Here is a 25,223-nt window from a genome sequence, read left to right as displayed (position 1 = left end):
CCGGGTGGAGTGGCCCGCGGCGTTGTCGATGGAGCCCGACCAGGTGCCCAGGTAGCCGGCGGGTATGGGGCCGTCGCTGTTCCTCTTCTCGTCGGAGGGGGAGGGATCCGCCTCCGGGGACGACGGATCGTCGGTGACGGGGGAGTCCGAGGCGGTGGGGGACGGGTTGGGCGTCGGCCCCTTGTCGTTCATGAGCGCGTAGACGGAGCCGCCCGCACCGATCGCGACGAGCACGGCGATCGCGACGAGGGCGATGGTCGAACCCCTTCCGCGGCGGGCAGGTTCGGGGCCGGGCTGCGGGGCGGCGGGGTAGCCGGGACCGTACAGGGGTGTGGAGCCGAAGCCGGGTTGTTGCTGCTGCTGCGGATATCCGTAACCGGCGTAGCTCTGCTGGGTGCCGAAGGCCTGGCCGGGGTGCTGCTGGGCGGGCAGCTGCGGATAGCCGTACGCGGGGGAGGGCGGCCCGTGGGGCGGGGCGGGCGTGGGGGCGGGTGTCGTCGGGGTGCCGGTCATCGGGGGGAGCGTGTGGCCGGCGCCGGGTGTCTGCGGGGCGGGGCGGTCCGTGGGTGCTTCGGGCGCCTCGGGAGCTGGGGGCGCTGCGGGTGTTGCCGGTGCCGCGTCCGCTTCCTCCGGGTCCTCGGAGTCCAGCAGTTCCACGGCGTGGCGGCCGAGTTGGGCGATGAGCACGCCCGGGAGCCAGGGCTCCGTCGTGTCGCCGTCGGCCAGGCGTTCCAGGATCGCGTCCGTCGTCGGGCGGGCGGCAGGGTCCTTGTGCAGGCAGTCCCTGACCAGTTCGACGAGGTCCACCGGGACGCCGGTCAGGTCCGGGTCCTCCTGCGCGATCCGGAACATCTGCGCGTGCACGCCGCTGTCGGACGCCCCGAACGGCAGTCGGCCGGCCGACGCGTACGCCAGCACCGATCCGAGACAGAACACGTCGCACGCCGGGGTCACCCGCTCGCCCCGCACCTGCTCGGGCGCCATGAAGCCGGGCGAACCGACCAGGGCCCCGGTGCGGGTGAGGCCGCCGCCTTCGGCGACGGTGTCGAGTGCCCGGGCTATACCGAAGTCGATGACGCGCGGTCCGTCGATCGTCAGCAGGATGTTGGAGGGCTTGAGGTCGCGATGGATGAGCCCGGCGGCGTGGATGGCCTGGAGGGCGTGGGTGAGACCGGCACCCAGGATGTGGACCGAACGCTCGGGCAGGGGGCCGTACGCACGGGAAGCCGGTCCCACGGGGGCGCCCGCGCGGCCGGAGACGGTGGCCCGGAGGGAGGGCCCGGCGACGTATCCGGTCGCGACCCAGGGCACGGCGGCCTCGGTGTCGGCGTCCAGCACGGCGGCGGTCCAGGCGGAGCCGACCCGGCGGGCGGCGTGCACTTCCTGGCGGAAGCGGTCGCGGAACTCCTGCTGTTCGGCGAGTTCGCCGCGTACCAGCTTGATCGCCACGGTGCGGCCGCGGTCGGAGCGGGCCAGATAGACCTGGCCCATGCCGCCTGCGCCGAGCCGGCCCAGCAGGCGGTAGGCGCCGATGCGTTGTGGGTCGGTGGGCGCGAGCTTTTCCATGGTGTGCGTCCTCCCCCGTGCGGCGATACGCCGGAACGCGTTGAGAATAGCGGCGCGCGGTGTGCCCCTGCGGGCGTGGTTTCCAGGCCCGCCCGTGGGGTGCCCCCCGGTCCTGCCTCCTGCTCGGTCCTCAATCGCCGGGCGGGCCGGATTCGGCGCCCGTCACAGAGACGGTCACCGGACGGCCCCCGGTTCCCGCTGCCCGCCCCCACCCACGGCGCCGACCCGACACCCTGCCCACCAAAGCGCCCCACGCCATACAAGGTGGCCATGTCGAGCCGCTCCCGGCGCGACCTACGCTCACCGCATGACCCCTCATGCCCCGCATGCCCCGCATGTCGACCCCGCTGCCGGTGCGGCCGTGAAGGCCGCCGACCGCGCGCACGTGTTCCACTCCTGGTCCGCCCAGGGTCTGATCGACCCGCTCGCCGTCGCCGGCGCCGAGGGGGCGTACTTCTGGGACTACGACGGCAACCGCTACCTGGACTTCACCAGCGGCCTCGTCTACACCAACATCGGATACCAGCACCCCACCGTCGTCGCCGCGATCCAGGAGCAGGCGGGCAAGCTCGCCACCTTCGCCCCCGCGTTCGCGATCGAGGCGCGTTCCGAGGCCGCACGCCTCATCGCCGAGCGCACCCCCGGCGACCTGGACAAGATCTTCTTCACCAACGGCGGTGCGGAGGCCGTCGAGAACGCCGTCCGGATGGCCCGGCTGCACACCGGCCGTACGAAGGTGCTCTCCGCCTACCGCTCGTACCATGGCGCCACCTCCACCGCGATCAACCTGACCGGTGACCCGCGCCGCTGGCCGTCCGACAACGGCTCGGCGGGCGTCGTCCGCTTCTGGGCCCCGTTCCTCTACCGCTCGCCGTTCCACGCCGAGACCGAGGCCGAGGAGTGCGCCCGCGCGCTCCAGCACCTGGAGGACACCCTCGCCTTCGAGGGCCCCGCCACCATCGCCGCGATCGTTCTGGAGACGATCCCCGGCACGGCGGGCATCATGACGCCGCCGCCCGGCTACCTCGCGGGCGTACGCGAGATCTGCGACCGGTACGGAATCGTCTTCATCCTCGACGAGGTGATGGCCGGCTTCGGGCGCACCGGCAAGTGGTTCGCCGCCGACCACTTCGACGTGGTGCCGGACCTGATGACGTTCGCCAAGGGCGTCAACTCCGGTTACGTACCGCTCGGCGGCGTCGCCATCTCCGCCGAGATCGCGGCCACCTTCGAGACCCGCCCCTATCCGGGCGGACTGACCTACTCCGGTCACCCGCTGGCCTGCGCCGCCGCTGTCGCCACCATTCATGTGATGGAGGACGAGAAGGTCATCGAGAACGCCGCCCACATCGGCGAGACAGTCCTCGGCCCCGGCCTGCGCGAGCTCGCCGAACGCCACCCGTCGGTCGGCGAGGTCCGCGGCCTCGGCGCGTTCTGGGCGCTGGACCTGGTCCGCAACAAGGAGACCCGCGAGCCGCTGGTCCCGTACAACGCGGCGGGCGAGGCCAACGCGGCCATGGCGGCCTTCGGCGCGGCGGCGAAGAAGAACGGTCTGTGGCCCTTCATCAACATGAACCGCACCCACGCCGTTCCGGCCTGCAACGTCACCGAGGCCGAGGCCAAGGAGGGCCTCGCGGCTCTCGACGCGGCGCTGTCGGTCGCGGACGAGTACACCGTGTAGCGGCGGGCCCGCGCACCCCAGCAGTACGGCGCCCCTCCCCTGCCCGGATCCGGGCACGGCGACCCTGGCTTAAGGTGACCCAAGCCGAAAAAGGGGAAGGGGCGCCATGGGCGCGAGCGGAGCTGTAACCCGCAGTACGCTGCGGCAGCAGATCGCGGACGCGCTGCGTGACGAAGTGCTTGCCGGGCGTTTGCAGCCGGGACGGGAGTTCACCGTCAAGCAGATCGCCGAGCAGTACGGTGTCTCGGCGACTCCGGTACGCGAGGCGCTCTTCGATCTCTCCGCGCAGGGCCTGCTCGAATCGGATCAGCACCGCGGTTTCCGGGTGCGTGAGTTCACCGTCGCCGACTACCGGTCGATGGTCGAGGCCCGCACCTTGGTCATGGACGGAGTCATCCGCGGCATCTTCCACGGGCCCACGCTGTCGTCCGCGCAGACGGCGGCGTACCCGGACTGCCTGGTCTCCGTACGCCGCAGGGCCCAGGAGGCCGCACGGGCGGCGCAGGGCGGCGACCTCGACATCCTCATCGGCTACGACCTGCGTTTCTGGCGCGAACTGGGCGCGCTCGTGGGCAACACGTACATCAACGATTTCCTGCACCGGCTGCGCGTCCAGGCCTGGGTGTTCGCGGTGCCGTACCTGCGCCATGACACGGGCGCCCGGGACTGGCTCTGGCACGGCCATCCGGAACTGGTCGCGGCGGTCACGCTCGGCAGCCACGACGCGGTGCGCGCGGTGATCGACGACTTCAACGCACACGCGCTGAACTGGGCGGACCGGCTCGCGGCCGGAAACCTCTCGCACCCGGGCCGCGGGCCGCAACCGGCCGGGCAGGCACCGGCCCCCGGGGCGTCGGAGTTGGAGTCTCCGACGCGCTGACCGCACGTCAGGAGCCATAGCCCCCAAGCGCCGAGCATGCCGGCCGGGGCCACGGGCCACGACCGGCCCCTACCCGCAACCCTCGGCCACTGTGCGCGACGAGCCCGCCGCATTACGCTGTCCCGACCGTTGTGAATATTCCGATGCGCACCCGTGGGAGAGCGAGACTTCGTGGCCTGTGACCTGTGGCTGGTCCCCCTCGTCGATGTGCTGTGCCACAGCCCCGACAACCCGTTCGCCGAAGAGATAGCCGTCTACGACAAGGCACTGGGCGAGGCAGGACTGCCGCCCGTCCCCGTGTACGCCTACATGCCGGGCCTGACCGGCGAGGTCGCCCCGGTCGCGGGCTTCGACTACGACGCACTGCATTTCCTGCGCCGCGCCCATCTGCTCCAGCTCAGCGGCCTCGCCGTCACGCCCGTCGACGAACTGGGCGGGGACTACGAGCAGTTGCTGGAGATGTTCGAGGCGACGGCCCGGCAATCCCACCTGGTCTGGCACTACGACCATGCGGGGGCGTACGTTCCGCTGGACTTCGCCGTCCCGCTCTCCAACGACGACCTGCTGGAGGGCGGCGGCCCGCTCGGCTCCGCGCACGGGCTGCTGCGGGAGCTGGAGTTCGTCGCCTGGTCCATCGGCATCGACCCGGCGAACCCGCCGGCCGCCCCGCTGCCGCCCGCCGCACCGACCTCCCTGGAGGAGCCGGCGGGCCCGATTCCGTACGACGACAGTCCGTTCGCCCGTGAGCGGCACGTCTGGCTGGGCCTGCACGCGGCGGCCACCCGCAGTCTCGCCCAAGGCTCCATGATCATCTTCAGCTGAAGCCGGCAGTCGGGGCGGTTACCGGTACGGGTGCCGAGGCGGTCACGCGCCTCCGGTGTCACCGCGGTGGGATCACCGGGGGGACTCCGGGGGCCGCTGCCGTGGCATGTTCGGCCTGGTCATCGTCTGCATCGGGAACCGCCCTGGCGGCGCCCCCTGGTCCGTGCGGCCGCCGCCCCCGCTGCCCGACGACAGCGCCTGCATCCCCATCGGTGCGGGCCCGGCCCGGAACTCCACCATCCAGTCCGCGGTCTCGGTCCGTACGAGCTCCGTGACGTCCTCCGAGAACCGCCGCAGCACCTGTAGACACCGTTCGGCGGCCTCGCTGGCCGTCCCCTCGGTCGGTCCGAGCACCTCCCGTACGCACTCCGACGCCCAGTCGAACTGCAGCACCTGAAGGCGCCGCTGCACGGCCTGGGCGGTGGCGAGGTTTCTTATCCAGCCCGAGGTCAGGCCGAAGTACCGGTCGCAGGCCATGCAGGCGGCGCCCAGCAGCAGCGACAGATAGCCCCAGCCCGCCGCCCCGCCCAGCGCCCCGGTGAGATCGAGCAACGGCAGCGCGGCGCCCGCCACCGCCCCGGCCGCCGTACCGATCCGCAGCGCCCTGGCCCCGCGCCGCTTCCACACCCGGTCGCGCAGATACCAGCCGGCGGTGTGCAGCGCATCGGCCTCGACCCAGCGGTACAGCTCGTCGAGGCGTTCGGCGGGTTCGCCCCAGTCGCCGAGCGGGAACGGCGTGCCGGTCAGATCCCGGCCCCGTGCGCCCCGGCCGCGTGTGCCGGAGCCCGAGCCGGTCGGACCGGGCTCGTTGCGGGGCGGCCCTTCGGGCTGCATCTCCGGCTGACTCACCGGGGTACTCCTCTGCATTCTGCGTAGCGACACCTGATGTGTGGCGGTGTGTTCGACGGTGGGCTGATCACTGCTCTCCGGCGCGGCCGACTGTCCCGCGTACGTAACCTTGCGTGACGAGCGGTGCGCCTGTGTGTCCTGAGCGCATGCCCTTCCTACCGCCGAATGGTGGGCCGTGGGGTCGAAATCGCGGTATTCCCGGGTGTCCAGGGTCTGTGATCAGGTATAGGACTCTCGCCGACGTTGCCTGGAACTCACTCGAAAGAGTTGCTCGCCAGTGGGTGGGGCGCGCTGCGCGGCGACCACGTAGGCTCGGCGTACCGAAACATTTTGTCGTCGAATTGCCAGGAGTGACCGTGATTCCCGGTGGTGGTCAGCCCAATATGCAGCAGCTGCTGCAGCAGGCACAGAAGATGCAGCAGGATCTCGCCGCGGCCCAGGAGGAATTGGCCAGGACCGAGGTCGAGGGTCAGGCGGGTGGTGGTCTGGTGAAGGCGACCGTGACCGGCTCCGGCGAGCTCCGTGCTCTGGTGATCGACCCCAAGGCCGTCGACCCGGAGGACACCGAGACGCTCGCGGACCTCGTCGTCGCCGCAGTCCAGGCAGCGAACGAGAACGCGCAGCAGCTCCAGCAGCAGAAGCTGGGCCCGCTGGCCCAGGGTCTGGGCGGCATGCCCGGCCTCCCCTTCTGACGCTTCTGATCCTTCAGATCTCTTCTGGCCTGCGATCCGAACTCGTAAGTTGTATTCATAGCTCATTCCGGGAAGGCGTTCCGTTGTACGAAGGCGTGGTTCAGGACCTCATCGACGAGTTGGGCAGGCTGCCCGGCGTCGGTCCCAAGAGCGCGCAGCGGATCGCTTTCCACATCCTGCAGGCCGAGCCGACCGATGTGCGCCGCCTTGCCCATGCCCTCCTGGAGGTCAAGGACAAGGTCCGGTTCTGTTCGGTCTGCGGCAATGTCGCCCAGCAGGAACAGTGCAACATCTGCCGCGACGCGCGCCGCGACCAGACGGTCATCTGTGTGGTCGAGGAGCCGAAGGATGTCGTCGCGATCGAGCGGACCCGTGAGTTCCGGGGCCGGTACCACGTGCTCGGCGGCGCGATCAGCCCGATCGAGGGCGTCGGCCCCGACGATCTGCGCATCCGCGAGCTGCTCGCCCGTCTCGCCGACGGCTCGATCACGGAGCTGATCCTGGCCACCGACCCCAACCTGGAGGGCGAGGCCACCGCGACGTACCTGGCGCGGATGGTCAAGCCGATGGGCCTGCGGGTCACCAGGCTGGCCAGCGGCCTGCCGGTGGGCGGCGACCTGGAGTACGCGGACGAGGTCACCCTGGGCCGCGCCTTCGAGGGGAGGCGCCTGCTCGATGTCTGATGCCTTCACGATGACGACGTCCGATGTTCTTGCATCGGCTCACGACGGCTTTACGTTCAGCGACGCTATGTTCTACTCACCGTTCGCGACCGTGCCCACGGGAGGTCCCCTCGATGTCTGACGCCACGCTGAACTCCGTCACGCAGGACCCGGACGACTTCGCCGTCCAGATCGCCGACCAGATCAAGACGTTCATTGTCGCGGTCACCGAGGTGTCCAAGGTCGAGGAGCCGGAGGAGGCCGTCCCCGTACTGCTGCTCCAGATCTCCCAGCTGCTGCTGGCGGGCGGCAGGCTCGGTGCGTACGAGGACATCGTCCCCGACGAGCGCTACGAGCCGGATCTGGGCGCCGAGCCGGACGCCGACGGCCTCCGCGAGCGGTTCGCCGCCCTGCTGGAGCCGATCGACGTCTACTCCGAGGTCTTCGACCCGTACGAGCCCCGCAAGGCCCCGGTGCCGGCCCGTATCTCCGACGACCTGGCCGACCTGGTCACCGACCTGCGCCACGGCCTGGCCCACTACGAAGAGGACCGCACGACCGAGGCCCTGTGGTGGTGGCAGTTCTCCTACTTCTCCAACTGGGGCTCCACCGCATCCGCCACTCTGCGCGCCCTCCAGTCCCTCATCGCCCACATCCGCCTCAACCAGCCCCTCCAGGAGCTGGACGGCCTGGACACGGACTCGGAGACCGCCGACGACGAGCTGGCCGAGGAGGCGGGCCGGGTGATGGCCGAGGAGATCGCGGGCCCGCTGGGGCTGCGACCGGTGCAGTAACGCCCGGCGCCCACCCACCCTTCACGGCAACGTGACACTCGACGTCCGAGTGTCACGTTGTCCGGTCTGTGGCAGTGCCACCGCGCGCGGGCGCGATCCGGACGACCACCCGCACAACCTCCGGCGGGAGCAGCGGGGGCTCCATTCGTCGCCTTCGCCGTCGCTCGCGGCTGAATCGTCGCAGGTCGGCCCGGGGCTCAAGCCTCGGGCTCCGAGCCCTTTTCTTTAGGAATGGGTGGTTGGGTTCGATCCCACCCGCCCTCCCAAGTCCCCTGCACACACGTGCGGGTGACGTTCCGTGATCTGCTTGCGTCACAGCGTGCGCGCGTTCTGGCGTTCTCGCTCGCGGACCTGCTGATCGCGTCGACCGCGCAGCGGCACGGCGTCACCGTCCTGCACTACGACGAGGATTACGACCGGATCGCCGAGATCACCGGGCATCCGCGCCGCTGGGTCGTCGAACCCGGATTGGCGGACCGGACCGAGTAGCCCGCCTTCGCCTCCCTGTCGTCAGCCCCCGTCGCACCGCAGATCACCCGCCCGCATGAACCCCAGCTGCGCACCGTTGTCCGTGCGCGACACACGCCACAGCTCGTCCGCGCCCTGGCGGGTGCCGTTCACCGGGGTGCCCTGATCGGGGCGTCGGCATGGGTGGCGAAGCAGGTGCCGCCCGCGTGGGCGGGGGCGGCGGCCAGGGGACGGCGGAGAGGGCCAGGATTACGGGGAGCGCGCGGAGCGGCTTACGCATGGCGGGGGCCTCCGAAGGGCGGACCGTAAGGTTCCGGTCCACGCTGGAGGTGGGTGGCTCATGAATCGGGGACCCGGCGCACCGCGCGTGTGGGCCAGGCCACATACGGGAGTAAGGGCCCGATCGGCGGGCAGCAGCCCCGTACGAGCGGTTCGGGGCGGCACACCGATGATCACGTGTTGAGCGGGACATCTCACCATGTGGTATCGGCGGGGCGTTTCCGGACTGCTCGTTAAACTGAGTCGACCGCAGTAATGGACTGAGCGAGGAGCGCACGTGGGCCTTGTCGTGCAGAAGTACGGAGGCTCCTCCGTAGCCGATGCCGAAGGCATCAAGCGCGTCGCCAAGCGAATCGTCGATGCCAAGAAGAACGGCAACCAGGTGGTTGTCGTGGTGTCAGCGATGGGCGACACGACGGACGAGTTGATCGATCTCGCCGAGCAGGTATCCCCGATCCCTGCCGGGCGTGAGTTCGACATGCTGCTGACCGCCGGAGAGCGGATCTCCATGGCCCTGCTGGCGATGGCGATCAAAAACCTGGGCCACGAGGCCCAGTCGTTCACAGGTAGCCAGGCAGGCGTCATCACCGACTCGGTCCACAACAAAGCGCGCATCATCGATGTGACGCCGGGCCGTATCCGTACGGCGCTGGACGAGGGGAACATCGCGATCGTCGCGGGGTTCCAGGGTGTGTCCCAGGACAAGAAGGACATCACCACCCTCGGCCGCGGCGGGTCCGACACCACCGCGGTCGCGCTCGCGGCCGCACTGGATGCCGAGGTCTGTGAGATCTACACCGATGTGGACGGTGTCTTCACCGCCGACCCGCGGGTCGTGAAGAAGGCCCGGAAGATCGACTGGATCTCCTTCGAGGACATGCTGGAGCTGGCCGCGTCCGGCTCCAAGGTGCTGCTGCACCGGTGCGTGGAGTACGCACGCCGCTACAACATCCCGATCCACGTCCGCTCGTCCTTCTCCGGACTGCGCGGAACCTGGGTCAGCAACGAGCCGCAAGGGGACCAGAAGGTGGAGCACGCGATCATCTCCGGAGTCGCCCATGACGTCTCCGAGGCCAAGATCACTGTCGTCGGCGTGCCCGACAAGCCGGGCGAGGCCGCCGCGATCTTCCGCGCCATCGCGAACGCGGAGGTAAACATCGACATGGTGGTGCAGAACGTCTCCGCCGCGTCGACCGGTCTGACCGACATCTCGTTCACGCTGCCGAAGTCCGAGGGCCGCAAGGCCATCGACGCCCTGGAGCGCAACCGCGGCACCATCGGCTTCGAGTCGCTGCGCTACGACGACCAGATCGCGAAGATCTCCCTGGTCGGCGCCGGTATGAAGACCAACCCGGGTGTCACGGCGGGCTTCTTCGAGGCGCTGTCGGACGCCGGTGTGAACATCGAGCTCATCTCGACGTCCGAGATCCGCATCTCGGTGGTCACCCGCGCCGACGACGTCAACGAGGCCGTGCGCGCCGTGCACACCGCCTTCGGTCTCGACAGCGATTCCGACGAGGCCGTCGTCTACGGGGGCACCGGCCGATGACCGCCCGCCGTCCTTCGCTCGCGGTCGTCGGAGCGACCGGGACGATCGGCGGCGTCATGCTCCAGATCCTTTCGCAGCACGCGGATGTCTGGGGCGAGGTGAAACTGATCGCCTCGACGCGTTCGGCCGGACGCAAGCTGGTCGTGCGCGGCGAGGAGAGCGAAGTCCTCGAACTCACCGAGGACGTCTTCGACGACGTCGACGTGGCGCTGTTCCTGGTACCCGACGCCGTCTCCGCACAGTGGGCGCCGATCGCCGCCGCCAAGGGCACGGTCGTCATCGACGACTCCGCCGCGTTCCGGCTGGACCCGGACGTTCCGCTGGTCGTGCCCGAGATCAATCCGCATGCCGCGCGGATCAGGCCGCGCGGCATCGTCGCGAGCCCGAACTGCACGACACTCTCGCTGATCGTCGCGGTCGGCGCGCTGCACGCCGAATTCGGGGTGCGGGAACTGGTCGTCTCCTCGTACCAGGCGGTGAGCGGGGCGGGGCGGGACGGTGTCGCGGCGCTGCGCGAACAACTGTCGATGGTGGCCGGTACGGAGTTGGGCACGAAGCCCGGAGACGTACGCCGGGCCCTGGGGGACACGGAAGACAGCCCCTTTGCCGCGCCGGTGGCCCTCAATGTGGTGCCCTGGGCCGGGACCGAGGCCGGGGACGGCTGGTCGTCGGAGGAACTGGCGATCCGCGAGGAGTGCCGCAAGGTCCTGGACCTGCCGAGCCTGCGGGTGGCGGCGACCTGTGTCTACGTACCCGTCATCGCGACGCATTCGATGTCCGTGCACGCACGGTTCGAGAACGAGATCGCGGTCGACCGGGCCCACGAGATTCTGGCGACGGCGCCGGGCGTGGTGCTCTACGACAGCCCGGCGGCGGGGGACTTCCCGACACCGTCCGACGTCGTCGGCACCGATCCGACCTGGGTCGGACGGGTGCGCAGGTCGCTGGACGATCCCCGGGGCCTGGAACTGTTCGTCTGCGGCGACAACCTCCGCAAGGGAGCGGCGTTGAACGTGGCGCAGATCGCCGAATCGGTGGCTGCCGAATTTCCCCGGGTCTGATTCGAACCTGTTTTGTACTCTCTGTGAATGCCCTGTGAGCAAGTTGAAGGTCTGAACCTCTTGAGCTGGGGTGTCGGGGTATCCGACGATGACCTTTCGGCCTGCTGCAACCGTCGGCCGGAGGGCACGCGTCTATGCGGTCACGTCTTGCACGGCGGCGCATATTCGGGGCATTTGTGGAAGAGCAGGTACGTATGAGGGCATGTCGCACTGCGACGAACGCGGTGCCGCGCGCGTACAACCCTGACGGGGGGAAACGTGTCCAACTGGCGTGGCAGAGGTTCTCGATATCACAGTGGTGGGCCCCTTGCGTGGCGCTTCGGTGCGTCCGCTCAGACGGCCCCGCGCACCCGGCGGTATGCCGGTGATTGCGCCCATGCCCGCTGCACGTCCCACACGGCTGCCGTCACAGCGCGAGGGCGCTGAGGAGAGCGTGGCTGCCGGAACCACGGTCGACCATCTCACCGAGACCTATCGGGCCCACTACCGTTCGCTGCTGGGTCTCGCGGCTCTGCTCCTGGATGACACCGCCTCATGTGAGGACGTCGTGCAGGAGGCCTTCATCCGCGTGCACTCGGCGCGCAGCCGGGTACGGGACCCCGAGAAGACACTCGCGTATCTGCGCCAGACCGTCGTCAATCTGTCGCGCTCCGCGCTGCGCCGCCGCATCCTCGGGCTGAAGCTGCTGTCCAAGCCCATGCCGGACATGGCGAGCGCGGAAGAGGGCGCGTACGACCAGCTGGAGCGGGACGCGCTGATCAAAGCGATGCGGGGGCTGCAACGGCGCCAGCGGGAGGTGCTGGTGCTGCGTTACTTCGCGGATATGACGGAGGCCCAGGTGGCCGAGACGCTGGGCATATCCCTGGGCTCGGTCAAGGCCTACGGCTCCCGTGGGATCGCGGCGCTGCGCGTCGTGATGGAGGCGCAGGCATGAGTTGGCGCTACCGCAGGAACGAGAACAGCCACGAGCGTGAGCATCGGATTGACCGGACTGGAAACGGAATTGTGAACGACGGGCCGGAGAGCGCCTCGCATGTGAACCCGGACGTGAAGTCGGACGCGAACTCGCATACGGATCAAGCGGATCGGGACCTCGGGGATCGGGACCTCGCGTCGGTGGGAGGTGCGGGTGACCTCTGTGAGGGCGACGCAGCCGCTGAGACGGCCGAGCTCGGGGGGCTGAGCAGCCTCTTCGGCGAGGGCCCGGGCGCGGGTTCCGGTTCGGGGGGCGGTGGCGGCCCGGACATGGACGAGGTCGTGCTGCGCCGCATGCTGCGCGGGGCCGTCCAGCACATCGAACCCCGCGACGGCACCCTCGACCATCTGTACCGCGCGGTGCCCGCCCGGCGTGCCAGGCGGCGGCAGGCTGTCGTCGGTATGGCGGCAGCGGCGCTGCTCATCGGCACGGCGGTGCCGGCCTTCGTCCATGTCGCGAACTCCGACGGTTCGAGCACCGCCGACCCCGCCATAGCCGGACACGGCGAGCAGGCGCAGGGCGGCAGCGGCACCGACAACGGCTCCGGAGCCGGCGGGAAGAGCAGCGGCGGCAGCACCGACGGGCAGGCCGACGGCGCCGGGAACCAGCCGACGAGCACGAGCAGTCCGTCCGACAGCCGTGGCCAGGGCGCCGACGGCAACCTGGTCGGCGGGGCCGCCGACCCGGCCAACTCCGCGGCGGCCTCCATGCCGACCTGCGACCCGGGGCAGCTCGGTGTCGCCTCGGCCGAGACGGGCGCGGCGGGGGCCGACGGCACGGTGTACGGCACGTTCCGGATCGCCAATGTCTCCGGCACGGACTGTTCGGTGAGCAGCAGTGGCAGCGTGGGCTTCCAGGCGATGGGCGCGGCCGACCCGGCCAAGATCACGGTCGTCCAGCACACCGCGGGTGACGCGGCGGCCGGGCTGCCCGACCCCGCGCAGGAGCAGGGGACGGTGCTGCTGAAACCGTCCATGGCGTACGAGGTGAAGTTCGCCTGGGTGCCGAAGGACGCATGTCCGACCTCCGGAGGTTCACCGAGCCCGACACCGACGGACGGCGCGGGCGGCGCGGGCGGTGCCGCTGCCGCCGGTGCCGGTGCGGGTACCACTGACGGGACTTCGGATACGGCTGCGCAGCTCGGCAGCGAGGACGGCGGCGGGGCGCTGGACGGCAGCGTTGCCGTGACGCACACGCCGGAGGCGGGGGCGCCGGTCGCGGAGACGAAGATCGCCAACGCCTGCGCAGGCACGATCTACCGGACCGGGGTGCTGGCCCCCGCGACGTGACGCAGGGGCGGCGGCGTACGACGCATGCGTGAGGGGCCCGCCGGTCGATTCGGCGGGCCCCTCACGCATGCGTGTCTCAGGTGTCTGTCTCAGGCCGTGCCGGCGCTCACGTTGGAGTCGGCGGGATCGGTGGGGCCGGTGTCCGTGCCCGCGTCCTTGCCCGCATCTGCATCTGTATCCGTGTCCGCAGTCGAATCCGCGCCGTCGACGAGGCCCAGCTTCAGGTCCCGCGTCGCTTCGGCCTCGCGGCGGACCAGCCGGAACCACATGAAGAGCACGAACCCGGCGAAGACGAACCACTCGCCGGTGTAGCCGAGGTTCTGGAAGGCCTTCAGATCGAGCCCGGTGCCCTGTGGTGCGGCGGCCGGTACGGGACGCAGCGCGCCGCTGGAGCCGGCGTCCTGGAGCGTCACCCATGCGTCGTAGACGTCGTACGGGACGAGGTTGACCAGGGACGCGGCGCTGATCATGCCGAGCTGACCGTCCGGGAGCCCACCCGCCGCGTCGACGCCCGCGGTGCCGGCGTTCTCGGACGCCTGGAGGTCGCCGGTCACCGTGACCTCGCCGGTCGGTGCGGCGGGCACGGCGGTCTGGCCGGGCTTGCCGGGCAGCCAGCCGCGTACCACCGGCAGGGCCTTGCCGCTGTCCGTGCGGAGCATGTTCAGGACATAGAAGCCGCTCTTGTCGTCCAACTCCCGGCCGGGTACCAGGAACTGGTCGGCGTACCGGCCGGTGGCGGTGGCGGGGCGGCCCGAGGTCACCGTGTCGACGGGCAGGAGGTCGTCGATCGGCTTGGCGGCCCTCGTGCCCGGGGCGGGCTGCTCCTCGGCGGCGTCGTGCGTCTGCACGCGGTCCTCGAAGCGGCCGAGCTGCCAGGTGCCCATGAAGATGCAGAACGGGATGGCCAGCACGACGAAGAGGTTGATTCCCCACCATCGCGGGGTCAGCAGGAACCGGTACACCCCTCCACGGTACGGTCCCCGCTCCGGTCGCTCCGAGCGGGGTGCCGGGTGGGTGGCTTTGTTCACGAGTCGTGAAGTCACCTGTAGAGGGGTTTGGCCGGCTCCGGATCCACGGTGGGGCGATGTCGGTCTACCGGCGGCGGAATGCGGCGTCCAGCGTGGACGTGCTGATGTCCACACGTTGTCGGCGATGTTGACCGTGTGTCCGGGGCACGATCTCGTCGATGCGATCGAGCAGGTCGTTGGAGAGGCCGATGCCGTCGGCCGTCAGGTAGGACTCGAGGTGTTCCATGGCGCCCTCGTCGCAGGCATCGACCGTCACCGCGGTGCAGTTGTCGCCGGCCTCACACTGCCCCGGAACATCTCGTCAAGCGGGCACCGCGTCACCGAGGCCGACACGGCCTGCGCCGACCTCGCGATTCAGGAGCTCGGGAACAGGGGCCCGCCCGCCATGAGGCCGCCGTCGACAAGGAGGATGTGCCCGGTGACGTAGCTCGCCTTGCCCGAACCCAGGAACTGGACGGCCTCGGCGATCTCCTCCGGGGTACCCGCCCGGTGCATGGGCAGCACCGAATCGACCTCGGCGCGAGCCGTGTCGTCGCCGGTGAACCGCTCGTACATAGCGGTCCGGGTGTAGCCGGGCGCGACCGCGTTGACCCGGATGCCGTGAGCGGCGCCTTCGAGTGCGGCCGCCTTGGTGATGCCGACGACGGCGTGTTTGCTCCCCACGTACAAGGTCGCCCCGGGATAACCCATCAGGCCGAAGGTGGAGCTGACGTTGACGATGCTGCCGCCGCCCTGTTCCCTCATGACCCGGAACTCGTGCTTCAGGCACAGCAGCGTTCCCTTGACGTTGGTATCGAAGGTGGCCTGGTAAGCCTCGTCGGTCACCTCGGTGACAGGGCCGGGTGTTCCCTCGGTGCCGGCGTTGTTGAAGGCGACATCGATCCGCCCGAACCGTGCCACCGTACGGTCGACAAGGTCCTTCACCTCGGCGTCGAAGCGGACGTCGGCACGCACGAACTCGGCCGGGGCGCCGAGTGCGGCCAGCTCCCCGGCAAGCTGCCCACCCACGTCCTCATGGCGGCCGGAGACCACAAGGTTCGCGCCTTGACGGGCGTAGGCGAAGGCGGTGGCGCGCCCGATACCGGTAAGCGCGCCCGTGATAAGGACAACGGGATCAGACACGTCGAGGGTCCTTCCTGAAACCACCCGGGTGAACGACGGGCAAGCGGTTCGGAACCCGCACGACACCGGGTTCCTCTTCGGGCCGGGGCGTATCCCCCGGTACCCCGCAAGGAAGGTGTCCCAGCCGGACGACCGCCCCATCGGACCGGACCGCCGCATCCGTCGAACGGCGGCACTCGATGACCCGCACGGCCCACGGACGGCGGCCGGGACGGACGACCCGAAAGCCGACACGGCCCCGACCGTCACGCACAGTGCCCGCGTCACGGAATGTGTGCGGAACCATTTCTCGTGAATATCGCGGACGCTCCGACCTGCCCTCGTCTCCCGAGGCGGTGGACAAAGGCTGCTCCTGAAAGCGAGCGGAGCCAGGTGGGGTGCGGCCGCGGTGCCGGCGGGGCTGCCGGCTGTCGGCGGCGTCCGGCTCGGCGCCCCGCCGCGCAGCGTTGCTCGCCGGTCACCTCTTCGTCCTCGGTCACCTCTTCCTCCTCGGTCGCCGGACGGACTCACGATGGGCGGTGGCGGCGGTTTCGTGCGGGATTCGTGCAGGTGGGGACAGACGCCCCTATTCGCCGGACAGGCTCGAAGAGGCGGGGGCGCTGCCCGGGGCCAGGTGGCGCCGGGCGAAGTCGAGTTCCAGCCGGAACTGCTTGATCCGCTCCTCCACGACGAGCGAACCGTGTCCCGCGTCGTACCGGTAGACCTCGTGCACCGCGGCACGGCCCTTCAGCCGGTCCACGTAATTCTCGACCTGGCGGATCGGGCAGCGCGGGTCGTTGACGCCCGCCGAGATGTAGACCGGCGCCCGCACGGCGTCGACGTACGTCAGCGGGGACGAGGCCTCGAAGCGCTCGGGAACCTCCTCCGGCGTGCCGCCCAGCAGCGTGCGGTCCATCGCCTTCAGGTCCTCCATCTCGTCGTGATACGCCGTGACGTAGTCGGCGACCGGGACCGCCGCCAGGCCCAGGGTCCAGTCGTCCGGCTGCGTACCGAGGCCGAGCAGAGTCAGATAGCCGCCCCAGGAGCCACCGGCCAGGACCAGCTTCTCCGGGTCCGCGAGCCCCGACTTCACCGCCCACTCCCGTACCGCGGCGATGTCCTCCAGCTCGATCAGACCGACCCGGTGCTTGAGCGCGTCCGTCCAGGCGCGGCCGTATCCGGTGGAGCCGCGGTAGTTGACCCGGACGACCGCGTAGCCGTGGTCCACCCAGGCGGCGGGGCCGGAGGCGAAGGCGTCGCTGTCGTGCCAGGTAGGGCCGCCGTGGATCTCGAAGACGGTGGGAAGCGGGCCCTCCGCCGGGGCGGCCGGCCGCTGCACGAGAGCGTGGACGCGGCCCCCGGGCCCGTCCACCCACACGTCCTCCACCGGCACGGACGCCGGAGCCTTCAAGCCGGGCGGATCGAGCACCACCGCACCCGAGGTGGACCGGATGACGGGCGGCTGCGCGGCCGACGACCACAGGTACTCCACCGTGCCGTCGGGCCGGGCCGTGGCTCCCGACACCGAACCCGCGGGGGTATCCACCCGGACGGGAGCGCTGCCCGCTCCCGGCTCGTACCGCCACAGGTCGCTGCGGGCCTCGAAGCCGTGCACGATCAGCAGCGCGGAGGCGTCCGGATACCACTCGGCGCCCACATCACCGGGCAGGTCGATCGCGAGGTCCGTCTCCGTGCCCGTCATCGGATCCCAGATCATCGGCTCCCAGCGGCCCCGCCGCTGATGCCCGACCAGCAGCCTCGTGTCCCCAGGGAAGGGGGCGAAGCCCAGCACGGACAGGCCCAGCTCCTTCGTGCCGCCCTCGGTGTCGTCCAGTTCGGCGACCGTCGACCCGTCGGGCCGCACCACGCGCAGTGCGGAGTGCATCGCATCGCCGTGCTCGGTGTGCTCCAGGGCGATCAGCGTCCCGTCGTACGACAGGTCACCGACGCCCGCCGACTCGCGGTGGCGGTAGATCTCGACGGGCGCGGCCCCGGGCCGTACGACATGGATCGTCGTCCCGTCCTCGTCGGTCGACCGGCCGACCACCGCCGTACCGTCACGCCCGATCGCGAGGCCGGCCGGGTACGAGGCACCGAGACCGGGTGCCGCCGGCTCGTCCACCGCCTCCTCGCCCTCGCCGCCGTGGAACGGCTGGCGCATCCACACGCCGAACTCGTCCCCGTCGGTGTCGCTGAACCACCAGATCGACTCGCCGTCCGGTGTCAGCACGCCGTCAGTCGTGCCGTTCGGCCGGTCGGTCACCTGGCGCTGCTTGCCGGTCGCGCGGTCCCATGCGTACAGCTCGTACGTCCCTGTGGCATTGGAGACGAACAGCGCGCGGTCCGGCGCATCCTCCGCCCAGTCGGGCAACGACACCCGAGGCGCCCGGAAACGCTGCTCCCACTCCGGTACGGAAGCGGTCGCCGGAGCGGAATCGGTCGGCGGTGCGGTGGGGGCCGTCGAGCCAGTGATCTCAGTCATGTCCCCCATTCTGCGCCGGAACGCCGACAATTCGTTCGCGTCGCCCGCAGCCTGTGGATAACCTCCCGGGCATGAATGCACCGACCCCTGCCGACTGGCACGAGGCCAACCGTGCGCACTGGGACGAGCGGGTCCCCATCCACGCCGGGGGCGACTTCTACGACCTGGATTCCTTCCGCGCCGGCAAGGACGCCCTGCGCGACTTCGAACTCGCCGAGGTCGGGGACGTCACGGGCAAGTCGTTGCTGCATCTGCAGTGCCACATCGGGGTCGACACCCTCTCCTGGGCCCGGCACGGCGCCGCACACGTCGTCGGTCTGGACTTCTCCGAACCGGCCGTGGAGACCGCGCGCGGCCTGGCCCGCGAGCTGGGGTTCACCCAGGACCGGGCGGCGTTCGTCGCCGCCGATGTCCATGACGCCGCGCAGGCTGTCCCGGACTCGTCGTACGACATCGTCTACACCGGCGTCGGCGCGCTGAACTGGCTGCCCGACACCCGGCGCTGGGCCGAGACCGCCGCATCGCTCGTGGCGCCCGGCGGCTTCCTCTACCTCGCGGAGTTCCATCCGCTCACGGACTGCCTCGACGACTCGACCGGCGCGAAGGTCGTCCACGACTACTTCAGCCGTGACGCATGGGTGGACGAGACGCCGGGCACTTACGCGGACTTCGACGCACCGACCGTCCACAACCGCAGCGTCGAATGGCAGCACCCGATCGGCGACGTGGTGTCGGCGCTGGCCGCCGCCGGGCTGCGGATCGAGTTCCTGCACGAGCACGACGTCTCGCTCTTCGCCCGCTTCTCGGCGCTGGAGCGGCACGGCGACGGCTTCTACCGCTTCCCCGCGGACCGTCCGCGCATCCCGCTGATGTACTCGGTCAAGGCGTCGCGCCCGGCCGGCTCCTGACCGAAGGCCGGCACTCAAGGCCCGTTGTCAGTGGTGGGGGTGAGACTCGAACCATGACCACGACTGCTGATCTGCGCACCGCGGTGAAGACGTACTGGACCGCGGCCGGCAATCGCGACTGGGACACCTTCGCCACGACGCTCGCCGACGAGGTGCTGTACGACCTGCCGCAGATTCGCGAACGCATCCGCGGGAAGGAGCGGTACGTGCGGTTCAACCGGGAGTACCCGGGGGACCGGCAGGTCCGCTTCGAACGGGTCGTGGCCGACCGGGAGGGGCAGCAGGTCGCTGTCCGGACGCTTTTCACGGCCGGCCCGCAGGAGTTGCACGCCATCCACTTCTTCACGTTCGACGCGGAGGGGCGGATCAGCGAGATCACCGACTTCCGGCCCGAGCCGTACGAGCCCCCGGCGGGCCGGGAGCACCTCGTCGAGCGGTACTGAGGCCGATCGGACGGGGGCGGGGGACGAACGGGGTACGGGAGACGGGAGACGGGGAACGGGGAACGTGATGGCGGCGGTGGGCGTCAGCCGGGCCGCGGGTCCTCCGGTCGCCCCCTCGCCTCTGCCTTCGGCGTTGCCCTTTCCTCACCCTTGCTTTCGCCCCCGTCGCCCTCAATTGCCGGTCGGGCTCGATTCCTTGGGCCCTGCGCGGTCCCACCCGGGGGCGCGGACATCGACCGTCAGCGTGTTCATCACGACCTCTTCGCCGCACGTGCGGCAGATCCACGTCGCATCGAGATCGTGCGCGTGCGAGTCCTTGCGACCGGCCTCCGCCGCCGGTTCATGGATCATGACCACCGGCTGCTCCTCCAGCACCCACCGGTCGCCCCAGTCCAGCAGGGCCCGGATCACCGGTGCGAGGTCACGACCGGACTCGGTCAGGTGGTACTCGTAGCGCGGCGGCCGTTCGTTGTAGGGCCGTCGCTCGACCACCCCTGCCTGCTCCAGTGAGCGCAGCCGGGCCGCGAGGCGGTCCCGGGGCGCGCCGGTGTTGCGGGCGATCGCCTCGAACCGGTGGTTGCCGAAGAAGATCTCGCGCACCGCGAGCAGCGCCCATTTCTCACCCACCACATGCAGCGCGGCGGCGGCCGAGCACGGCCGGCCGGGCAGCGAGAACGCCGGGACGGTGGGGGCGTGGGGTTCCTGTGCAGTACTCATCACTACAAGGTTGCCATCTCAAACTCACCGGCGCTACCTTGCCGTCATGACAGTTGGAGAATCAAACGCACCACCTTCCGTGGTTGCCTCCGCGACTGACCGCGCGGCTGCCCCGGCCTCCTCACGTGCCACCGTCTGGATCATTTCGGCCGGTGTCTTCGTCGTGAATCTCGACCTGTTCATCGTCAATGTCGCGGTCCCCGCCCTCGGCGACGCCTTCGACGGCAGCTCGCTCGCCTCGCTGTCCTGGGTGCTCAACGCGTACGCGATCGTCTTCGCCGCTCTGCTCGTCGTCGCGGGCCGGCTCGCCGACCGGTACGGACACCGCCGAGGCTTCCTTCTCGGTCTTGCGGTCTTCACCGCCGCCTCCGCGCTCTGCGCAGTCGCCCCCGGCGTCGGCTGGCTGGTGGCCGCCCGCGTCCTGCAGGCCGTCGGAGCCGCCGCCCTCATGCCGACGTCGCTCGCCCTCCTGCTCGTCAACACTCCGGCAGAGCGCCGCCCCCGGGCCATCCGTAGTTGGGCGGCGATCGGCGGCATCGCGGCCGGTCTGGGGCCGGTGGTCGGTGGCGTACTCGTGGAAGCGGACTGGCGCTGGGTCTTCCTCGTCAATGTGCCGGTCGGTGCGATCGGCCTGATCGCGGGCGCCCGGTGGCTGCCCGATGCCCGCCCGCACCGCGAGGGTCCCTTTCCGGACCTCTTCGGTGCCGTTCTGCTCACCCTCGCCATCGGCGCACTGGCGCTCGCCCTGGTCAAGGCCGATGCCTGGGGCTGGAGTTCGCCGGGTGTCCTCGGCACGCTGGTCGCGACCGCCGTCCTCACCGCGGGCTTCTGGCTGCGCTCCGCCCGGCACCCGGCCCCGGTCGTCGAACTGCCGATGCTGCGTACCCGGGCCTTCGCGACGGCCACCCTCGCAGCTCTGCTCTTCACCGCCGCGTTCGCGGCGATGCTGCTGACGTCGGTGCTCTGGTGCCAGCAGGTGTGGGGGTATTCGGCGATCCGTACGGGACTCGCCATCGCACCGGGGCCGTTGGCCGTACCCGCGCTCGCCGTCCTCTCGGGTCCGGTCGTCAGCCGCATCGGAGCGGGCCGCACCGCCGCACTCGGCTGCCTGCTGTTCGCTGTCGGGCTGGCCTGGTGGGCCGTCGCGCTCGATACGGCTCCGTACTACGCGAGCGGTTTCCTCCCCGGCATGGTGATCACCGGCATCGGCGTCGGCTTCGCCCTCCCCACCCTGGTCGGCGCGGCCGCTGCGGCTCTCCCGCCCACGCGTTTCGCCACCGGATCAGCGGTCACCACGATGGCACGGCAGACCGGTTCGGTGTTGGGTGTCGCCCTGATGGTCACGCTGCTCGGCGCCTCTGACGGACCGGCCGAGGCGCTCGACGCATTCCGGCACGGATGGTGGGTGGCCGCAGCCACCGCCCTAGTCGCCGCTGCGACCGCCCTTGCCCTGCACCGGCGGCCCGCCGCTGCCCGCGCCTGAAGCGACACGCCCGCGCCTGAGACAATATGCCCGTGCCTGAACGCAACAGAAGCGCGGTGGGCGGCCGGAACACCCCGGCGGCCCGCCGCGCTTCTGTACCTCCGTCGTCCGCGTCCTACGCGGCCGAGCGGAAGGCCGGAAGATAGCCGCCCGACTGTCCGGCGGCCTTGGGGTGGTACGAGTTGTAGACGGGGAGCGTCACACTGTTGAGCCATGCGTCACCGGAGCACAGCTCATGCCCGGTGAACTCGTCCACCACGCTGGAGAACGTGAACCCGGCGTCGGCCGCCTGCTTGGCGATGACACCGTTCAGGACGTCGGACGCGTTGTTGATGGCCGCCCGCTCCTTCTCCGAGAGCCCGGCGATGCAGCTGCCGCTCAGCTGGTAGAAGCGCGGGTATCCCAGCACCACGACATGTGCCTGCGGGGCCCGTGACCGGATGGATCCGTAGAGCGAACGCAGGCCGGACGGAAGTGAGTTCTGCATCTGCGACACGGCCGAGCTCACGCTGCTCAGGCAGGTGGCCTCGCTGGACAGCACGCAGTCCTGCATGACATCGGCGAAGCCGACGTCGTTGCCGCCCGCCGTGACGCTGACCAGGCCGGTGGACGAGCTCAGTGCGCCCAGCTGGCTGCCGGCCACCGAACTCGTCGTGGCGCCCGAACAGGCGACGAAGGCGAAAGAGGAAGGTGAGTTCGCAGCTGCCCAGAGGTAGGGGTAGGCCTTGGTGCTGCGGCGGCAGTCGCCGCTGTCGGAGAGATAGCTCCCCGCGCCGACGCCGGACGAGTACGAGTCGCCGAGTGCGACGTACCCGCCGGCGGCGGCCGAGGATGCCGAGGCCGGCTGGGCGACGCCCAGAGCGGCCACGGCGGCGAGGACCAGAGTGGATGCGGACGTCCAGAATCTCCGTACTGACATGGCTGTCAGCCCTCCGAAGTGTGGGGGGTGGGTGGGGGGTTGAGTGAGCGCCATGTTTCTAGCAGCTGTTGGTACTCGCCGGTAATAGCTGCGTGAGAACTGGTCTGATATGCCTGAATGATCGTTCGGTCGCGATAGCTCCGCGCGTAGATAAACCTCTCGGGGTGCCTGAATCTCCGTGCGAGACCTGTGTGTTCGGGTGGCGGTGGGGCCCCGTGCCACGGCCCCTGTGGTGCGGGGCCCGGCCCCGTGCGACTGGCCGTAGGTGCCTGAACGGTCCGGCGAGAGGTGTCATATGACAGGCCAGCAGGCGTAGGGGGAGATCCGGTATCTGCTGCTGGAGTCCCGGCTCCGCGGCAGCGGCTCATACGGATACTGGTGCCCATGTCACGACGGAGCCCGGACGAGGAGTCTCGTTGAGCGCACGCATACTGGTTGCCGAGGACGACGTGAAGCAGGCGCGGTTGATAGGCATCTATCTGGAGCGTGAGGGGAACGAGGTCCAGATCGTCGCCGACGGCCGCTCGGCGATCGACCGGGCAAGGTCCTCCCGGCCCGACCTCATCGTGCTCGATGTGATGATGCCGAACGTCGACGGCCTCGACGTATGCCGGATCCTGCGTGCCGAATCCCAGGTCCCCATCCTGCTGCTCACGGCACGCACCACGGAGGAGGACATGCTCCTGGGGCTGGACCTGGGAGCCGACGACTACATGGCCAAGCCGTACAGCCCCAGGGAGCTGACAACTCGGGTCAGGGCGCTGCTGCGCCGGTCGAAGGCGGCCGGGCGCACCGAGCCGGCGGTGCTTCCGGCGGCCGCACCTTCAGCTTCCGTCATGCCCAGGCCGCGATACATGGGCAGGCTGCCGTACAGCGGCACCACCGGGCGGTCGTCGACACGCAGCACCGTCTCGCCGCGCCACACGATCTTGTCCGCTTCGGGCAGCCAGGTCACCGTTCCGCTCGCCTTGATCTGGAACGGAACCTCAGGTCCGTGCCCGAGGCGGCCATCGATCTCGGTCCGGTCGGTCAGCGTGCCCCGAGCGACCCGCACGGCCTGGCCGCCGGTCCCCCGACCGCCCGCACCGTCAGCACCCACGCCGCCCCCGCCCAGCCCCATGGCTCCGACCACGCCGACCGCGGCGACCAACAGAATCCCGGACGCCGGGATGACGGGTGCGCGCCTGCGCCGTCCGACCCCCCGGTCGTCCGCGCCCCTCTCCGTCACGTCTGCCCCCACTGCTGTCGGCTGATTGCCCGCCCGTGCCCTTCACGACGTTCACGGCGCCCGGTTCCATCAGCCCTTGGGTGAGGGTGCGTCGTCCGGGATGCCGGTGACCGGGGCGCACGCGCGCGCGGCCCGCTCGGCACCCGCCGGCGCCGAGTCCCAGGGGGATTCCTGGAAGTGGCCGTCGGCACCGGTGTCGGGGAAGTCGGGCGCCCCGTGCTCCTGCATGCACTTCGCGTACTGCCGGTTCTTCCCGATCTCCTCCTCGGAGAGTGCGGGCCGCTGGTCCGCGAGGACGCTCTCAGGGATGGGCAGACTGAGGGCGGCGCACTTCTCCTGAGCCTTGAGGGCTTTCGGATCACGCTTCCACTTGGAATTTTCGCCGAACTCGACCTTGCCCTTGGAGTCGGGATCGGAGATGTCGAACCCCTCGTCGCGCAGGCATTCGACCCACTTCCGCCGCCCCTCGACATAGTCGGCCAGCTCGCTGGAACTGCTCGTGGAGGCCGTAGCGCCGCTCTTGCCGTTCGACGCCGAGGCGACCTCGCTCCCGCTGTTTCCGCCGCCTCCGCAGCCGGTCACGGTCAACGTCGCCACCGACACCACCCCGATCAGCAGCCTTCCCCCGTACCACCGACGCGAACTCGTGCTCGTGGGCTCCTCGCACATTGGCCGTCGCCCGGCTCCCGCTCCGGCCGGACGGCGACGAATGTAGGACCGCGCCCATGAAGGACCTAGGGAGAAGCCATCAAGAACTGTTCCGGGACCGCTCCGGGCCGGCGGACGGCCGACCGTAGGCCCTGACGACAACCGCCCTCTGTGGTGGCAACCCCGACGCGGGGTTGCCACCACAGAGGGCGGTTGTCGTAGATCGACGAGGGTCAGTTGTGGCCGAACCTCCGCTGCTTCCGGTGGGAGACCTGTTCTGAGATCGAGTGCACCGTGTCCTGGGCAGCCGTTGGCCGCGTCGGCTGTTCCTTCGTCTCCGGAGCAGCGCTGCGTTCGTGGCCGCCGGTGCGGGCACCTCGGTTCTGCCGACTCTGCTTCTTGCCCACGATCGTGCCTCCTGTAGCGGATATCGGACGATGGGCCAGTACCAGATTCGCATGTGAGTGCGAAAGGTGCATCTCGGGCTCTCGCTGTCGAGCGCGCTTGTGCCGACGCGGGCGGCAGGGGCGTACTCCACGAGGCGGCAGTGGTTGCCCTCGGCGGCCACCCGGTCGCGGACGCGGCGTGCCCGGTCGATGGGTACGACACGGTCCTGGGTGCCGTGCATGGCGAGGGTGGGCGGCGACCCTGGGCGTACCGGCCGGAGCGGGGACAGGCGTTCCGCGGTGGCGTCGGGG

Annotated in this window: 24 protein-coding genes; 15 read left to right on the top strand and 9 right to left on the bottom strand. The window is 70.2% G+C overall.

Annotation, left to right across the window (positions count from 1 at the left end; translation table 11 throughout):
- Positions 1–1,566, bottom strand: a 1,566-nt coding sequence (locus ACIPEK_RS24035) for a serine/threonine-protein kinase (protein WP_401999477.1), incomplete at its 3' end; no start/stop codon positions are given.
- Between the two features lie 307 nt (positions 1,567–1,873).
- Between ACIPEK_RS24035 and ACIPEK_RS24030 the strand changes: the two genes are divergently transcribed.
- The 3 genes from ACIPEK_RS24030 to ACIPEK_RS24020 all read left to right on the top strand — a co-directional run bounded on the left by ACIPEK_RS24030 (position 1,874) and on the right by ACIPEK_RS24020 (position 4,949).
- Positions 1,874–3,247: an aspartate aminotransferase family protein gene (locus ACIPEK_RS24030; protein ID WP_383072422.1), complete on the top strand. Its 1,374-nt coding sequence runs from the start codon at positions 1,874–1,876 to the stop codon at positions 3,245–3,247.
- A gap of 106 nt (positions 3,248–3,353) precedes the next feature.
- Positions 3,354–4,127, top strand: a complete 774-nt coding sequence (locus ACIPEK_RS24025) for a GntR family transcriptional regulator (protein ID WP_401999474.1) — start codon at positions 3,354–3,356, stop codon at positions 4,125–4,127.
- 171 nt (positions 4,128–4,298) lie between these two features.
- The gene (locus ACIPEK_RS24020) at positions 4,299–4,949 is read left to right on the top strand and encodes a hypothetical protein (RefSeq protein WP_383072490.1); all 651 of its coding nucleotides are present in this window, start codon (positions 4,299–4,301) and stop codon (positions 4,947–4,949) included.
- A 72-nt stretch (positions 4,950–5,021) separates the two neighbouring features.
- Here ACIPEK_RS24020 and ACIPEK_RS24015 read toward each other — a convergent pair whose 3' ends face one another.
- On the bottom strand, positions 5,022–5,798 hold the full coding sequence (locus ACIPEK_RS24015) for an SLATT domain-containing protein (RefSeq protein WP_401999471.1): 777 nt from the start codon (positions 5,796–5,798) through the stop codon (positions 5,022–5,024).
- Positions 5,799–6,154: 356 nt separating this feature from the next.
- On the opposite strand from ACIPEK_RS24015, the gene ACIPEK_RS24010 reads away from it, so the two are divergent.
- From ACIPEK_RS24010 to ACIPEK_RS23975, 8 genes are all read left to right on the top strand, one after another.
- Complete coding sequence (locus ACIPEK_RS24010; RefSeq protein WP_266365457.1) at positions 6,155–6,490, top strand: YbaB/EbfC family nucleoid-associated protein; 336 nt, start codon at positions 6,155–6,157, stop codon at positions 6,488–6,490.
- An 83-nt stretch (positions 6,491–6,573) separates the two neighbouring features.
- Positions 6,574–7,173, top strand: a complete 600-nt coding sequence (gene recR / locus ACIPEK_RS24005) for a recombination mediator RecR (protein WP_093899342.1) — start codon at positions 6,574–6,576, stop codon at positions 7,171–7,173.
- A gap of 113 nt (positions 7,174–7,286) precedes the next feature.
- Positions 7,287–7,946: a DUF5063 domain-containing protein gene (locus tag ACIPEK_RS24000; RefSeq protein ID WP_093899341.1), complete on the top strand. Its 660-nt coding sequence runs from the start codon at positions 7,287–7,289 to the stop codon at positions 7,944–7,946.
- Between the two features lie 231 nt (positions 7,947–8,177).
- Positions 8,178–8,435: a PIN domain-containing protein gene (locus tag ACIPEK_RS23995; RefSeq protein ID WP_401999467.1), complete on the top strand. Its 258-nt coding sequence runs from the start codon at positions 8,178–8,180 to the stop codon at positions 8,433–8,435.
- Positions 8,436–8,970: 535 nt separating this feature from the next.
- The gene (locus ACIPEK_RS23990; protein ID WP_266360279.1) at positions 8,971–10,242 is read left to right on the top strand and encodes an aspartate kinase; all 1,272 of its coding nucleotides are present in this window, start codon (positions 8,971–8,973) and stop codon (positions 10,240–10,242) included.
- Positions 10,239–11,303, top strand: coding sequence for an aspartate-semialdehyde dehydrogenase (locus ACIPEK_RS23985; RefSeq protein ID WP_401999463.1), 1,065 nt, complete (start codon positions 10,239–10,241; stop codon positions 11,301–11,303). The genes ACIPEK_RS23990 and ACIPEK_RS23985 overlap by 4 nt, the downstream gene beginning before the upstream one ends.
- A gap of 358 nt (positions 11,304–11,661) precedes the next feature.
- Complete coding sequence (locus tag ACIPEK_RS23980) at positions 11,662–12,237, top strand: SigE family RNA polymerase sigma factor (protein ID WP_401999460.1); 576 nt, start codon at positions 11,662–11,664, stop codon at positions 12,235–12,237.
- A 71-nt stretch (positions 12,238–12,308) separates the two neighbouring features.
- Entirely contained in the window at positions 12,309–13,568 is a 1,260-nt protein-coding gene (locus tag ACIPEK_RS23975) for a hypothetical protein (protein ID WP_401999457.1), read from the top strand.
- An 89-nt stretch (positions 13,569–13,657) separates the two neighbouring features.
- Here the strand turns inward: ACIPEK_RS23975 and ACIPEK_RS23970 are convergent, their stop codons facing one another.
- The 4 genes from ACIPEK_RS23970 to ACIPEK_RS23955 all read right to left on the bottom strand — a co-directional run bounded on the left by ACIPEK_RS23970 (position 13,658) and on the right by ACIPEK_RS23955 (position 18,179).
- Complete coding sequence (locus ACIPEK_RS23970; protein ID WP_401999454.1) at positions 13,658–14,530, bottom strand: SURF1 family protein; 873 nt, start codon at positions 14,528–14,530, stop codon at positions 13,658–13,660.
- A gap of 130 nt (positions 14,531–14,660) precedes the next feature.
- Positions 14,661–14,822: a hypothetical protein gene (locus ACIPEK_RS23965; protein WP_401999451.1), complete on the bottom strand. Its 162-nt coding sequence runs from the start codon at positions 14,820–14,822 to the stop codon at positions 14,661–14,663.
- 128 nt (positions 14,823–14,950) lie between these two features.
- Positions 14,951–15,718, bottom strand: a complete 768-nt coding sequence (locus tag ACIPEK_RS23960; RefSeq protein WP_401999448.1) for an SDR family NAD(P)-dependent oxidoreductase — start codon at positions 15,716–15,718, stop codon at positions 14,951–14,953.
- 565 nt (positions 15,719–16,283) lie between these two features.
- Positions 16,284–18,179: a S9 family peptidase gene (locus ACIPEK_RS23955; RefSeq protein ID WP_401999445.1), complete on the bottom strand. Its 1,896-nt coding sequence runs from the start codon at positions 18,177–18,179 to the stop codon at positions 16,284–16,286.
- 71 nt (positions 18,180–18,250) lie between these two features.
- Here ACIPEK_RS23955 and ACIPEK_RS23950 point away from each other — a divergent pair, with 71 nt between their 5' ends.
- Complete coding sequence (locus ACIPEK_RS23950; protein WP_401999442.1) at positions 18,251–19,087, top strand: class I SAM-dependent methyltransferase; 837 nt, start codon at positions 18,251–18,253, stop codon at positions 19,085–19,087.
- Between the two features lie 53 nt (positions 19,088–19,140).
- On the top strand, positions 19,141–19,530 hold the full coding sequence (locus ACIPEK_RS23945) for a nuclear transport factor 2 family protein (RefSeq protein WP_401999439.1): 390 nt from the start codon (positions 19,141–19,143) through the stop codon (positions 19,528–19,530).
- A gap of 171 nt (positions 19,531–19,701) precedes the next feature.
- Here the strand turns inward: ACIPEK_RS23945 and ACIPEK_RS23940 are convergent, their stop codons facing one another.
- Positions 19,702–20,247 (bottom strand): winged helix-turn-helix transcriptional regulator, encoded by a 546-nt coding sequence (locus ACIPEK_RS23940; RefSeq protein WP_401999436.1) that lies wholly within the window; start codon positions 20,245–20,247, stop codon positions 19,702–19,704.
- 46 nt (positions 20,248–20,293) lie between these two features.
- Between ACIPEK_RS23940 and ACIPEK_RS23935 the strand changes: the two genes are divergently transcribed.
- Positions 20,294–21,730, top strand: a complete 1,437-nt coding sequence (locus tag ACIPEK_RS23935) for an MFS transporter (protein WP_401999433.1) — start codon at positions 20,294–20,296, stop codon at positions 21,728–21,730.
- Between the two features lie 115 nt (positions 21,731–21,845).
- Here the strand turns inward: ACIPEK_RS23935 and ACIPEK_RS23930 are convergent, their stop codons facing one another.
- Positions 21,846–22,649 (bottom strand): SGNH/GDSL hydrolase family protein, encoded by an 804-nt coding sequence (locus tag ACIPEK_RS23930; protein WP_351265108.1) that lies wholly within the window; start codon positions 22,647–22,649, stop codon positions 21,846–21,848.
- Between the two features lie 416 nt (positions 22,650–23,065).
- Here ACIPEK_RS23930 and ACIPEK_RS23925 point away from each other — a divergent pair, with 416 nt between their 5' ends.
- Positions 23,066–23,902 (top strand): response regulator transcription factor, encoded by an 837-nt coding sequence (locus ACIPEK_RS23925; protein WP_401999430.1) that lies wholly within the window; start codon positions 23,066–23,068, stop codon positions 23,900–23,902.
- Positions 23,903–23,946: 44 nt separating this feature from the next.
- Here the strand turns inward: ACIPEK_RS23925 and ACIPEK_RS23920 are convergent, their stop codons facing one another.
- The gene (locus tag ACIPEK_RS23920; protein WP_401999427.1) at positions 23,947–24,474 is read right to left on the bottom strand and encodes a hypothetical protein; all 528 of its coding nucleotides are present in this window, start codon (positions 24,472–24,474) and stop codon (positions 23,947–23,949) included.
- Between the last annotated feature and the right edge of the window lie 749 nt (positions 24,475–25,223).

The sequence above is a fragment of the Streptomyces sp. NPDC088246 genome, assembly GCF_044741025.1.
Taxonomy (GTDB): domain Bacteria; phylum Actinomycetota; class Actinomycetes; order Streptomycetales; family Streptomycetaceae; genus Streptomyces.
The sequence above is the reverse complement of the archived record's forward strand: the minus strand, read 5'-3'. Positions and strand labels throughout refer to the sequence as shown.